Source organism: Puia sp., from assembly GCF_035546395.1.
GTDB lineage: Bacteria > Bacteroidota > Bacteroidia > Chitinophagales > Chitinophagaceae > Puia.
Genome location: NZ_DASZXR010000014.1, coordinates 474,339 through 488,275, shown reverse-complemented (window position 1 = coordinate 488,275; position 13,937 = coordinate 474,339). Strand labels below are relative to the sequence as shown.

11 protein-coding genes are annotated in these 13,937 nt (G+C 54.3%); 10 read left to right on the top strand and 1 reads right to left on the bottom strand.

Going from position 1 to position 13,937, the window contains the following annotated elements; genetic code table 11:
• The first annotated feature begins 7 nt into the window (after positions 1-7).
• Positions 8-838, top strand: a complete 831-nt coding sequence (locus VHE34_RS14775) for an FkbM family methyltransferase (RefSeq protein ID WP_325589219.1) — start codon at positions 8-10, stop codon at positions 836-838.
• On the opposite strand, the gene VHE34_RS14770 is transcribed toward VHE34_RS14775, so the two are convergent.
• On the bottom strand, positions 793-1,512 hold the full coding sequence (locus VHE34_RS14770) for an FkbM family methyltransferase (protein ID WP_325589217.1): 720 nt from the start codon (positions 1,510-1,512) through the stop codon (positions 793-795). The two genes, VHE34_RS14775 and VHE34_RS14770, sit on opposite strands and share 46 nt — an antisense overlap.
• Before the next feature lie 89 nt (positions 1,513-1,601).
• Between VHE34_RS14770 and VHE34_RS14765 the strand changes: the two genes are divergently transcribed.
• The 9 genes from VHE34_RS14765 to VHE34_RS14725 all read left to right on the top strand — a co-directional run bounded on the left by VHE34_RS14765 (position 1,602) and on the right by VHE34_RS14725 (position 13,907).
• On the top strand, positions 1,602-2,552 hold the full coding sequence (locus tag VHE34_RS14765) for a glycosyltransferase family 2 protein (protein WP_325589215.1): 951 nt from the start codon (positions 1,602-1,604) through the stop codon (positions 2,550-2,552).
• Entirely contained in the window at positions 2,549-3,556 is a 1,008-nt protein-coding gene (locus VHE34_RS14760; protein WP_325589213.1) for a glycosyltransferase family 2 protein, read from the top strand. The genes VHE34_RS14765 and VHE34_RS14760 overlap by 4 nt, the downstream gene beginning before the upstream one ends.
• Positions 3,553-6,480 (top strand): sensor histidine kinase, encoded by a 2,928-nt coding sequence (locus VHE34_RS14755; protein ID WP_325589211.1) that lies wholly within the window; start codon positions 3,553-3,555, stop codon positions 6,478-6,480. The genes VHE34_RS14760 and VHE34_RS14755 overlap by 4 nt, the downstream gene beginning before the upstream one ends.
• Positions 6,477-7,223, top strand: coding sequence for a LytTR family DNA-binding domain-containing protein (locus tag VHE34_RS14750; RefSeq protein WP_325589209.1), 747 nt, complete (start codon positions 6,477-6,479; stop codon positions 7,221-7,223). Before VHE34_RS14755 ends, VHE34_RS14750 begins: the two co-directional genes overlap by 4 nt.
• A gap of 51 nt (positions 7,224-7,274) precedes the next feature.
• Positions 7,275-8,843, top strand: coding sequence for a histidine ammonia-lyase (hutH, locus tag VHE34_RS14745; protein WP_325589207.1), 1,569 nt, complete (start codon positions 7,275-7,277; stop codon positions 8,841-8,843).
• Between the two features lie 10 nt (positions 8,844-8,853).
• The gene (gene hutU, locus VHE34_RS14740; protein WP_325589205.1) at positions 8,854-10,542 is read left to right on the top strand and encodes a urocanate hydratase; all 1,689 of its coding nucleotides are present in this window, start codon (positions 8,854-8,856) and stop codon (positions 10,540-10,542) included.
• A 157-nt stretch (positions 10,543-10,699) separates the two neighbouring features.
• Positions 10,700-11,599 (top strand): LamG domain-containing protein, encoded by a 900-nt coding sequence (locus tag VHE34_RS14735; protein WP_325589203.1) that lies wholly within the window; start codon positions 10,700-10,702, stop codon positions 11,597-11,599.
• Positions 11,600-11,764: 165 nt separating this feature from the next.
• Positions 11,765-12,664 carry a LamG domain-containing protein gene (locus VHE34_RS14730; protein WP_325589201.1) on the top strand — a complete coding sequence of 300 codons (900 nt, stop codon included), beginning with the start codon at positions 11,765-11,767 and terminating at the stop codon, positions 12,662-12,664.
• A gap of 340 nt (positions 12,665-13,004) precedes the next feature.
• Positions 13,005-13,907, top strand: a complete 903-nt coding sequence (locus tag VHE34_RS14725; RefSeq protein ID WP_325589199.1) for a LamG-like jellyroll fold domain-containing protein — start codon at positions 13,005-13,007, stop codon at positions 13,905-13,907.
• Positions 13,908-13,937 lie beyond the last annotated feature (30 nt).

Here is a 13,937-nt window from a genome sequence, read left to right as displayed (position 1 = left end):
TATCTTCATGCCCCTGTTAAACAATCTTATTGGAGGAGTCAGGCATCGGGTGAACAAACTATTTCATCGGCCCTATCGCGCATTCGGTATCGGTTGGTTCGAGGAAAAAAAGTGGAAGCATCAGAAAGATAACCGGGAGGTGAAGCAGCATGTTTACAAAGACAGGTACACCATCTGCTTTCGGGACGCCTCCGAATTCCTGGTGTCAGTGGACGAACTGTTCATCAAAGAATTTTATAAGTTCAGGCCGCAAATCGACCGGCCGAGGATCATCGACTGCGGCTCCTACATCGGCACGAGTATCTTATACTTCAAGACCAATTATCCCAATGCGATCGTCACGGGCTTCGAGCCGGACGCATTGAACTTTGCCTTGCTGCAACGGAATCTTGAGAATTGGGGCTTCGAGGATACCACGGCCGTCAATGCCGCCGTTTGGATCCATAATGAGGGTATCTCTTTCAATTCCGCAGGCAATATGTCCAGCAGGATCACGGGCGAATCCGCAAAGGCGGGCATGGAAAAAGCGAACACTGTCCGACTGAGGGAGCTATTGAATGAACCGGTCGATTTTCTGAAGATCGATATCGAAGGTGCTGAACTGCCGGTGCTAAAAGATTGTTCGGACAAACTGACGAACGTCAGGAATCTTTTTATCGAATACCACGGAAGGTACGAGAGATCGTCCGATCTGAATCAGATACTGGACATCCTGGCCCGAAATGGATTTGAATACGCGATCAAGGACGGCGGTGTTATCCATGCCCGGCCCTTTTGGGATAAGGACACCGACTATGAGTTCGATCTGCTGCTAAATATCTTTGCTTTCCGGCCCTGATCCGGGGGATCCTTTTTGTAAACAATATCGTAGTAGTTGCCGGCGCCCTTTCTCCCGGCGAAGCGGTGACGGGAATATTCCCGGAATCCCAGCGGGCCGAGGAACGTGGCAAGGTCTTTCACCTGGCAACAGTCTTTATAGGATTCGAAATCCGGAACTTCAGCCTTGATATAGGTAAAATCCGCCAGGATCGGCGCTGCACCCTTCAGGACCAGCAACTCCGCACCCTGGGTATCCATCACGAGCATGTCGTACTCCTTGAGATCGACGTTATTCTCCCGGAGAAGGGTGGGCAGGGTCTTACTGATCAACTGTATGGTCCTTTCATATTGTACCTCGGGCCACACTTCCCGGTGGAGGTTCAGATCGAGGATGGAGGAGGATTCGCCGTCGTTATTGGCAAGATGAAAGGGGTACTCTACATTGTCCGTATCGGCGATCAGCGCCTTGATGGCTGATTGTTTGAGGACCCCGGCAAGATTGGCCTGGAGTTTTTCAAATACCACAGGGTTGGGTTCGACCCACAATACGGATAATCCATGTCGTTGGTAGAGCTCTATCTCCTGGCCGGAATTCGCGCCCACATGGATCACCCCCTTTACCTTTGCAAAAACTGCGTCGGGGTCCTTTCCGAACGCCGATCTTACCCTTCCCAACATCGATCTGCCTGCCATAGTGATGGTACTTTTGAATTTCACCTGCAAATTACAAAATGCTTGTGATTAATCTGTATTTTTGCCCAATAGGTTTTCAACGACAATCGATGGCTGCGACTCCTTTGATATCGGTCTGTATACCCGCTTACAAGAACACGCATTTCCTGTCGCGTCTGCTGGATTCCATCGCTGTCCAGACCTTTCGCGATCTTGAAGTAGTCGTTACCGACGATAGTCCGGGTTCCGAAGTGAAGGCTCTTTGCGACAGCTATTCCGCCCGGTTGCCGATCCGCTATTTTCGCAATCCGCAACCGCTCGGCTCGCCTGAAAACTGGAACGAGGCTATCCGCCGGAGTACCGGGTACTGGATAAAGATCATGCACGACGACGACTGGTTCTTCGATGAAAATAGCCTCGCGGAGTATGCGCGGGCCATCGTCACACATCCTGAGGCCGCCTTCATCTTTTCCGCCTATCAGGATGTTTTCCTGGAAGAGCATCGCACCCGCGATATGTTTCTGTCTCCTGCCCGCTACAAGGCTTTCCTGAAGAACCGGACCATCCTCTTCGGCAAGAATATCATCGGTCCGCCCAGCGTCGTCCTCTATAAAAAAGAAGGTGATATTTTTTTCGACCGAAATGTCAAATGGGTGGTAGATATCGATTTTTACATCCGCTATCTGAATGGCCGCAGGGCCGCTTATATCGGGAAAATGCTGGTCAGGGTAGGCCTCGGCAGCCAGCAGGTCACCCAGGATTGTTTTCGGCTAAGGCCCATCGAGGTCCCGGAGAACTTCTATCTCCTGAATAAGGCGGGTGTCGTCAATCTCCGGAATTTATATGTATATGACGCCTGGTGGCGGCTCATGCGCAACCTCGAGATCCGGCGGGAAGAAGACATCTCCGGCTCCGGCTACAGGGGCCCCATACCGGCGACGATACTGTCCATGGTTGCCTGGCAACGCCGCATTGGCAGGAGCCTGCTCCATTTTGGACCCGTCTCGAAATTGCTCATGCTCTTTCATTACATTCTTCACTATAACAAGCTCCCTGCATGATAGATCTTTCTATCGTGATCGTCAACTACAAGACTCCTGCGCTGGTCCTGGACTGTCTTCATACGGTTTATACCCAGACAAATGACCTGGACTTCGAAGTGTTCGTAGTCGACAATGCATCGGGAGACGATAGCCGCAAGCTGATCCTGCAGGCATACCCTGGCGTGCGCTGGGTCCAGATGGATTATAACGCAGGTTTTGCCCGGGCCAATAACGCGGCAATAAGAATGGCGCAGGGAAGCTCGGTGCTGTTACTGAATTCCGATACCCTGGTTGAGGAGAATGCCATCGCGGGTTGCTATCGATCGTTTGCCGCGTCCTCGCTGGTGGCCTGCGGTGTTCAGTTGTTGAATACGGACCGGACGCCGCAGATCACGGGCAACTATTTCATGAAAGGCGGCCTTAATTATCTCCTCCCTCTTCCCTTTATGGGTAGCTGGATCAAAGCCATCGCGGGACTGATGAACGTGAAAAAGCCACACGTCCCCGAAGCCAGTTCGATGGTGGAGGTGGATTGGATCAACGGCGCCTTCCTTATGGTTAAAAAGGCGGCTATCGAAAAAGCCGGGTTGCTGGACGAGGATTTTTTCCTGTATTCGGAGGAAGCGGAGTGGTGCAGCCGGCTGCGCCGGCTGGGGCCTATCGGCGTCTATGGCCAGTTCCATGTCATTCACCTGCAGGGAGCATCGGCCAACGACACCTTTGTTTCGGAAGGAAAAGGATACTACAATCTCTACGACCGCAAGGGTCTGCAGATCATGTTGTCTAATTTCGTAAGGATACGCAAACAGTTCGGCAGGGCCTGGTTCGGCGTCCAGCTTTTCTTCTATTGGCTGGAGGTGCCCGTCTTCTTTCTGGGTCTTTGTTTCCGGCGGGGGGACAGATCCGATCGCCGGGGGCTTAGCTGGAAGGACTTCCGCAACTACTGCCGGAATGTTGGATATATATTGCGCACATCGCCGGTCATTTGGCAGAATAAACCGTATTTTTACAAGGTCTTATGAACTGCCCACGATTGCTTGCCGGTCTTCTGCTAAGCCTCCTTTGCATTACTGTTTCCGGCCAGGAATACGGCTATGCTCATTATGATATCTCGGAGGGATTGGCGGGCTCCACTGTATACTGCATCGCCCAGGACCGGGATGGCTTCATCTGGGTAGGTACCGAGACCGGGGTAAGCCGGTTTGACGGAACCCATTTTCATAATTATACTGCGATTGACGGACTCCCCGACGTTGAAATACTCGAAATGTTCGGCGATTCGAAGGGCAGGGTATGGATGGCGCCATTCAGAAAGTCGGTGTGCTATGCCTACAAAGGAAAGATCTATAACCAGGAGAACGATCCCCTGTTGCGGAAGATAAGATTGGCGGGAAATGTCGTACAGTTTGCCGGGAACGAGAAGGGCGATATACTCATCGCCGAGAAGAACAGGCTCCACTGGGTAGGAACGGACGGGGACGTCCGCGAATTCGACTCGGTTGCCGGCCGGCCGGTTCGCGGTTGCGTAGCGCTCGCCTCGGATGGCACAGGGCATTTTCTTGCACAGGTGGACAGCATGATATACCGGTTCTCCGGCGGGGAATTCACGCCGTTCTACCCCATCAGCATCCGGAACGCAGAACCTTTCTATATCTCGCTCACCGGTTCCGGGTTGATATGGCGGTACGACAGCGCATGTGCCGTCATACACTCCTTTCTCACGAACAAGACCGTGAAGTTGCCCTTCGAATCCTACGCCTACAATCATATCGGGTATTCTCAAAGTAATGACAGCCTGTTCTACGACAACCAGTTTGCAGGTTCCCTGGAATATAACCTTTATACCGGCAAGACCCGGCGGTTCCTCCCGGGCAGACAGGTATCCCGGACCTTTCGCGATGCGACGGGGAACCTTTGGTTCACGACGCTGGACCAGGGTCTTTACCGGCTCAATTCCGAAGAGTTCCAAACGATTCACCTCAGTACCCCGGGCTATGGCAGGACAGGGATCTGCGGCCTTGAAAAAATAGGCGATCGATTGTATGCAGGTAGTAACCGAAATACCTTTTACACTTTTCATCCTCCGGCTATGGACCGCTGGACGACTACGTTCATATATACGCCTTCCAAGAATCTACTCCTTAGCTTCGGGCAAATCCCGGATGGAAGCCTTATGGTCGGTTCCGCGGTCTCGATCGCGAAGCTTGACAAGAAGGCCCATCGTATCGGTCTTGCGCCTGTATCGGTTAAGTCGGTCTATAAACTTACAAACCAGCGCTGGCTGGTTGCCTCCGTTACCGGCGTTTTCCTGTTCGACCTGCCCGGAATGAAGATTGTCGATACTTTTTGGCGGGAGCGCTCAACGGTGACCTATTCCTTCAGGGACACGATCTATGTCGGAACGCTCAACGGTCTCTATTCGGTTGCCGCTGACAGAACGACTTATTTCCTCGGAACGGATATCCCCTTTTTCAAAAAGCGCATATCCGGCATTGCCAGTTCACCGGATGGCACGCTATGGGTATCCTCCTACGATGCAGGGGTTACAGGCTATCGTAACGGCAAGGTGATCGCCACACTGACGAGGAAGCAGGGACTCACCAGCGACATCTGCCGGACCATCGTGATCCATGACAATGCGCTTTGGATCGGCACGGACAAAGGCCTTAATAAGGTGTTCCTCTGCCGGCCCGGCTACCCTGTGCTTCAATATACTTCACAGGATGGCCTTGGATCGGATATCGTCAACTGCGTGCTGGCCGACGGTTCGATCATCTATGTGGGGACACCGGCGGGTTTGAGCTTTTTCGATGAAGGGCGGGTAAACCGGTCCGAGGAGTGCCCGCTTTACCTGCTTTCGGTCCTCAACTCGGGCAAAGAACATATCGCCGACAGCAACCGGATCTTGATACCGTACACCGATCGATTCCTTCGGGTGGAATTTGCCGGCATCTCCTACCGGTCGGTAGGCGGCATTCGATACCGCTATCGCCTGCTGGGATTGGATACGGTTTGGCGCACCACGCCGGAGTCCTGGCTCGAATACCAATCCCTGCCTTCGGGAAGCTATGAGCTGCAGATCCAGGCAGAGAACAAGTTCGGCCGGCAAAGCGGCATCCGGTCCCTGGCGTTCGAAGTGGCTACACCCTGGTGGCAGACGATCTGGTTCCAGGTCCTCATTTTTCTCTCGGCGGTGGCGGTCACCTGGCTCATTATCTCCTTGCGCATCCGGCAAATACGCAAACGCGAGAAAGAGAGGGAAAAGCTCAGCCACAAGGTCATGGAGCTCGAGCAAATGGCACTTAAGGCGCAGATGAATCCGCATTTCATCTTCAATTGTCTGAATTCGATACAGCAGTATGTGTTCGATCAGGATGTCTTCGCCGTGAATAAATACCTTACCGGGTTCTCAAAGCTGATCCGGGCCACCTTGCACAACTCCAGCCGGGAATTGATCCTCCTTTCGGAGGAGGTGAGCTATCTGTCGGGTTATCTTTCCCTTGAAAAGCTGCGCTTCAAGGAAAAAATGGACTATTGGATCGAGGTAGATCCGGCGCTACAGGGAGCCGCCTTCCTGGTCCCGCCGATGTTGATCCAGCCCTACGTCGAGAACAGCATGCGACACGGGCTCAGGCATAAGACAACGGGCAGGGGGATCATCCATGTACGTTTCCGGCATGCCGGGACCCGGCTTTCTGTCGCCGTGGAGGACAACGGCATCGGAAGGAAAGCGGCCGCAGCATTGAAGACCCGCGAACATATCGAATACCAATCGAAGGGGATGTCTCTCACAGCGGACCGTATCCGCATCATCAACGCCCGCTACGGCGAGGCCATCCATGTCGAGGTCATTGACCTGGAAGATGACGCAGGTATTCCGGTCGGTACGCGGGTGGTCATCGATTTCCCAATGTTCCATCTTATCTCCAAACATGATACTTTATGATCAGAACTATTTTGGTAGACGATGAAATCGACAGCATTCGCGTTCTCAGTCGGCTGCTGGAGACCTTCTGCCCGAAGGTCAGCATCGTGGGCACAGCGAACGGCGTAGACACCGCCGCGGATATCATCCGCGAAACCAGGCCCGACCTGGTCCTGCTGGACATAGAAATGTCGCAGGGCAATGCATTCGACCTGCTGAACCGGCTGATGCCACTGGAGTTCCAGGTCATCTTTGTGACGGCCTTTGACAGTTATGCCATCCGCGCCTTCAAATACAGTGCGGTGGACTACCTGCTTAAGCCGGTCGACATCGACGACCTGCGCAGTGCCATCGACCGGGTTCGTGAAAAGCCACAGACGAACGACCTGGTCGAACAGATGAGGATACTCCTGAGCAATGTCGGGATGCTGCAGGTTTCTCATCAAAAGATGGCCATTCCCACCATAACCGGGCTCAACTTCGTACCCGTGCAGGATATCCTTCGTTTCGAGGCGAAGGGAAGTTATACCGTCATCTATCTTTCCAACGGCGAAACCGTCATGGCCACCAGGACGCTCCGCGAGTATGAAGACTTGTTACCGGAGAACGTTTTCTGCCGTATCCACAGTTCCCATATCATTAACCTCTCCCGGATCGAGAAGTACCAGAAGGGCAGGGGCGGCGTCGTGCTCATGGAGGACGGGACCACGATCGAGGTGGCCGCGCGCCGCCGGGACGAGTTTATGCGCCGGCTGCTGAAATAGAGGACGGCCGGGTAGGTAAAAACCGCCTATTTTTGTTGTCAATAGCAGGATATGAGTACAGTTGTCTTTCAATATGGAAGTGATAGCCTCGGAATCCGGGACGTGATCGGCCTGGCCGGCGGAAGTGTCCGCGGCGGCTTCTCTCCGGCGGCGGAAAAGGCCATCCGGGCCAGTCAGGTGCAGGTGGCCGATATCGTCAGTCAGCAACGGACCGTATATGGGATCAACACCGGCTTCGGTGTCCTCGCCCATACCAAAATATCGGAAGAGGATACCCGCATCCTTCAGCATAAGATCCTGCAAAGCCATAGCGTCGGGGTAGGGGAAGCCATTCCGGCCGAAATTGCCCGGATCATGCTGATCACAAAGATTCACGCGCTGGCCCGCGGCTATTCCGGGATCCAGTGGGAGACCCTCCAGCGGCTGCTCTGGCACCTGGAGGCCGACGTCATCCCGGTAGTGCCGGAAAAAGGGTCGGTGGGCGCTTCCGGCGATCTGGCGCCGCTCTCCCATTTATTTCTTCCCCTTATCGGCCTTGGCGAGGTATTCCATAAAGGCGTCCGCAAACCTGCACGCGACGTACTGGCGAAATACGGCCTGCCCGCGGTTCAATTGGGTCCCAAGGAAGGCCTCGCGCTGATCAACGGCACGCAGTTCATCCTCTCCTACGCCGTAAAAGGCGTTCAGCGTCTGCACTACTGTCTCGAAGCCGCGGATATCATCGGGGCCATGAGCCTCGAGGCGCTGACTGGCACCAAGGCGCCCTTCGATGAACGGCTCCACCTCCTGCGGCCCTATGCCGGCAACAGCCTTGTAGCCCAGCGCCTGCGCCTGCTGCTTGCTGACAGCGAGATCATGCAAAGCCATATCGACTGCGGCCGCGTACAGGACCCATATTCCCTCCGCTGTATGCCGCAAGTGCATGGCGCTTCCCGCAACGCCTGGCAACATCTCCGGCAGCTTACGGAAATTGAACTGAACTCCGTCACGGACAACCCCATCATCCTCGAAGGCGGCGACACCATCAGCGGCGGCAACTTCCACGGGCAACCGCTTGCCCTGCCCCTCGACTATGCCTGTCTGGCTGCGGCCGAGATCGGCAACATCTCCGACCGCCGCTGCTACCTCCTGCTCGAAGGCAAGTGGGGCCTGCCCCTCCTGCTGATGAGCAATGTCGGCCTCAACAGCGGGTTCATGATCCCCCAATACACCACGGCCGCCCTGGTCACGGAGAACAAGACCCTTTGCTTCCCCGCCAGCGCAGACAGCATCCCCACCTCCCTGGGCCAGGAAGACCATGTGAGCATGGGCAGCATCAGCGGGCGCAAGCTCAGCCATGTGCTTGACAACCTTGAGTACATCCTCGCCATCGAGCTGATGAGCGCTTGCCAGGCCATTGAATTTCGGCGCCCGTTGAAAAGCAGCGGTATCCTCGAGGCCGCCCATGAATTCGTCCGGAACTTTGTCGGATTTGCCAGCGAAGACCGCATCTTTGCAGAGGATATCCGTCAATTGCACGGTATCATCCACGACTTTTCTTTTGTGAACTATTGCAACGGCTTCGCTCGGGGCAAGGGCATCCGGCTCAATGCGGGGTTTGAAACCGATTTTGATTTATAAACGATTTGCCATGAATACGCTCTCCTATCAAAGTTATGATCCGGTGAAATATAAGACTCCGCACGGCCCCCAGCTGAACTGCAAAGGCTGGGTGCAGGAGGCTGCCCTTCGCATGCTGCTCAATAACCTCGACCCCGAAGTAGCGGAACGCCCCGACGAGCTTATCGTCTATGGAGGGCGCGGAAAGGCGGCGCGCAACTTCGCGGCGCTGGATTTGATCATCCGGGCGTTGAAAGACCTGGGATCCGACGAGACCTTGCTGATCCAGAGCGGCAAGCCGGTAGGCATCCTGCGTACACATCCCGACGCGCCGAGGGTCCTGCTCTCCAATTCGCAGCTGGTGCCGAAATGGGCCGACTGGCAACATTTCGACGAGCTGGAAAAGAAAGGGCTGATGATGTACGGCCAAATGACCGCAGGCAGCTGGATATACATCGGCAGCCAGGGCATCGTTCAGGGTACCTACGAGACCTATGCCGCCGCTGCCGCCAAACATTTCAAAGGTACCCTGCGGGGGACGCTGAATGTAACGGCGGGATTGGGAGGGATGGGCGGCGCCCAGCCGCTGGCGATAACGATGAACGAAGGCATCGCACTGATCGCCGAGGTGGAAGAATGGCGGATCGACAAACGCCTTTCGACCCGGTACCTCGATAAAAAGATGACGGACATCGACGATGCCATCGACCTTGCCCTCGCAGCAAAGGCAAAGGGCGAAGCGTTGTCCATCGGCGTGCGCTGTAATGCGGTCCACCTCCTCGAACGGCTGCTGCAACGCAATTGCATCCCCGACACGCTCACCGACCAGACTTCGGCCCATGATCCGCTCATCGGCTACTGGCCCCACGAGCTCTCTTATGAGCAGGCAACCGTGCTTCGCAGGGATAACCCCGATGAATATATCGACTATGCCTATCGCAGCATGCGCCGCCATGTAGAATGCATGCTCGAGCTCCAGCGCCGCGGAACCGTCACGTTTGACTACGGCAACAACATCCGGGCCCGCGCAAAAGAACGCGGACTGGAGAATGCCTTTGACTTCCCCGGCTTCGTACCGGCCTATATCCGGCCCCTCTTCTGCGAGGGAAAGGGTCCTTTCCGCTGGGCAGCGCTAAGCGGCGACCCCGCGGATATAGCGGTGACCGACACGGTCATCTCGGAACTTTTCCCGGAAAATTCTTCGTTGCAGCGCTGGCTACGATTGGCAAAAGAGCGCATCGCTTTCCAGGGCCTGCCTGCGCGCATCTGCTGGCTGGGTCAGGGAGAACGGGAGAAAGCGGGCTTGGCTTTCAATGAATTGGTCCGTACCGGCGCGGTAAAAGCACCGATCGTCATCGGTCGCGACCACTTGGATACCGGCTCTGTGGCCTCCCCGAACCGGGAAACAGAAGCCATGCTGGACGGTAGCGATGCCGTCGCCGACTGGCCTATTCTAAATGCGCTCGTCAACACGGCCGGCGGCGCCTCCTGGGTCAGCCTGCATCATGGCGGCGGGGTGGGAATGGGCTACAGCATTCATGCCGGCATGGTCATCGTTGCGGATGGCACGCCGGAGGCCGCGGTCCGACTGGGCCGCGTTCTACGAAATGATCCCGGAATGGGGGTGATCCGGCATGCCGATGCCGGGTACGAAAAAGCCCGTGAAACGGCCCGGAAACATGACCTTGACCTCGCCGAAAGGTTCCAATCGAAGGTTTAGGGACTTGCCAAATGCTCTTTTCCAGCGTGGCCCTGGATACAATTTGACACGCTGATAAGCGTTCTTGACACGTCTATACGCCTTATGTCACGATGACGAACTTTAACTAAATATCCTCCCGAACAGTGGTATTTTGTCCTATTAATACTTAAACTCTATGACAAAGATCTCGATCCTCGGCATCGTTTGCATCAGTCTCTCTATGGTTATAGTCTTTTCCATCGGCTGTAACAAGAATAATAATCCACTGCCGCCCGTACACGATACGACAACCGTCGTGAAACAAGACACGACTAAGATCACTGATACACTTTATGCCACCAAACCAGACCCTACGGTCAACCTAAAGAAAGGTCTTCTGTTGTACCTGCCGTTCTCGGGCAACATTGCCGATTCCAGTGGCAATGGTAACCCTACCACAGCCCTGGGCAGCGTACTTACTTATGATCAGCATGGGTACGCCAGCAATGCATTTGGCGGCACAGGGAACGGGGAACGGATCCTGGTGACTAACAATGGCTCTATCCAATTCGATACGGCCTGGTCCATTTCGCTGGATTTCATGGTTCGAACACTCTCCGTGCGGCAAGCCTATATTAGTATGGTCGATCCGGTCACCGGAAACGGTCCCAGCTTTGTGGTCGGGACCAATCAGCCTACCTCGAATCTCCTTGATGTTGGTGCTTTTGACGTCGCAGCCGGCTGCGATAACGACGGACAGGCCGGTCCCAACAAGATCAACGACCTGACCAGTTTTACGCCCCAACTGAATGCCTGGTACAACATCATCGCTACCTACCATCGCGATAGTGTGAATGTCTATGTCAATGGAAATCTGATCAGTTCAGTCGTCGGGACCGGCACCCAGGCCCTCCTGTGCCCGGCTTCCCAGATCGTTATCGGCGGCTGGTGGAACAACGATCCGATCACCATCAATGGTAAACTGGATGAGGTTAGACTCTATAACCGCGTCGTGACACCGCATGAGATCACCTGGCTGTCCAGAAATTTCCAGGTCTCTTCCAACAAGGTAAAACCGGGTTTAAAAACCCACTAATAGGGCGGAAACGGGAACATCCCGACACGGCCATACACGAATTCAACGCGGTTATCCGCCATTCGGCACGTCTATAAATTGGTCCGAATGATCCTGGACCGATTGTGTACATCGCCTGACGCCCGCCTTTATTTATTAAATCTTGATGGCTAAATGCAACCTCTTATGACTCAAACCAGAATCTTCACTCTCCTAGGAATGGCCGCTTTCGTAGGCCTGATCTGTTCTGTCGGCTGTACCAAGAACCCTGTTACCCCTCCCTTGCATGACACGGTAACGGTAGTTAAACATGATACGACGACGAGTATCGATACCCTCTACGCCAGCAAACCGGACTCCACCGTCAATTTGACCCGGGGTCTTTTGCTTTATCTGCCGTTCTCGGGTAACATCGCCGATTCCAGCGGCAACGGCAACCCGACAACGGCATATGGGAACGTCCTGACCTATGATGCGCATGGCTATGCCAACAACGCCTTTGGCGCGACCGGCAACGGAGAGCGTATCTATGTCACCAACAACGGCTCCATTAAGTTCGACACAGCCTGGTCGCTCTCTTTTGCGTTCATGGTTAACGACACCAGCCGTAAACAGTATTATTTGAGTATGGTGGATCCCGCGACAGGCGAAGGACCCAGTTTTGCGGTGGGGAATGCGCTGGACCTGGTCCACAACTTCGTCGTTGGTACGGAAGACGTCCAGTTGGGCTGCAGTGGGTACGGGACCAATGACAACATCAACGTTGTGGATACCACCAGCCTGGTACCCATTCCCGGCAGCTGGTATAATGCCATAGCCGTATACCACAGGGGCACGATACAGGTGTACATCAACGGAAAGCTGAATGCGACCCATGCCGGCGCCGGCACCGCCGCCAACTGTTGTCCGTCTGCCCAGATCGTTGTCGGCGCCTGGTGGAACGGCGATCCGCTCAGCCTCAATGGTAAGCTCGATAATATCCGCTTGTACAATCGCGTGCTGACGCCGCATGAGATAGCCACCCTTTCCGGCAACTACCAGGTGAATTCCAATAGTTCCGGACCTGGTTTGCAAACCCGGCGCTGACCTCTGGCGATAGCATAAAATGAACCTGTCCGCGACACGGTTATTCCCTGGTTCGACGCAGTTATCCTTCATTTTACACGTCTGTTAAATGTTCCGGCCGGCAATCAGGCCATTTTGTACATTCGTTCTGCCTGTCATCCGCTCCCAACTGATCACCATTAATCATTAATACTCCCAACCTATCTAACAAAGAGCCTCGGAAGAGGCTCTTTTTAGTAACGGGCAATTTCGCTCGCCATGACGCGTTTTTAACACGGAAATCGCCAAAAACTGCACATTTATGGAATCCTGGCTGAAACCTGCCTTTTTTTTATATTTTGTCGTCTAAATGCGATCTCTTATGACAAAACCCAAGATCCTAACCCTCGTTGGAATGGCCGCTTTCATGGGCCTGATCTTCTCTGTCGGCTGTACCAAGAACCCTGTTATCCCACCCGTACATGACACGGTAACGGTAGTCAAACATGATACTACGACGAGTATCGATACCCTCTACGCCAGCAAACCGGATTCCACCGTCAATTTGACCCAGGGTCTTTTGCTTTACCTGCCGTTCTCGGGGAATATTGCCGACTCCAGCGGGAACGGTAATCAGACCACGGCTTATGGCAGCGTCCTGACCTATGACGCCCATGGGTACGCCAATAATGCCTTTGGCGCCACCGGCAATGGAGAAACTATCTATGTCACCAACAACGGATCGATCAAATTCGATACTGCTTTCTCGCTCTCCTTTGGTTTCATGGTCAACACCGTCAGGCCCTGTTCATTTATCAGCATGGTCGACCCGGCAACAGGGCTGGCCCCAAGCTTCAATATCGGGTTTACCCTACTCGGCGTCCCTACCAATTACGCTATGGGTATCGGAGATTCCTCGATCGGGTGTAGCGGCTACGGCACGATCGATAATTACAGCATTGTCGACACTACAAACTGGACTCCTGTTCCGGGCGCCTGGTACAACAGTATCGCCATCTATCATAAAGGAGCGCTCGATATCTATATTAACGGCGTCCTGAAGATCCATCGCCAGGGCCTGGGACATAAAGTGGTCTGCTGCCCGAACTCGAAAGTGGTCATCGGCAATTGGTGGAATGACCCGAATTATAATGGAAATATGCCCGGGAAACTGGATAATATCCGGTTGTACAACCGGGTGCTGACGCCTCATGAGATTGCGCGGCTGTCGTCGAACTACCAGGTCACGTCCAACAGCGTGAAGCCGGGCCTGCAAACGCATTGATCTTTCTGAACTATCGATAGCAAAAGAGTC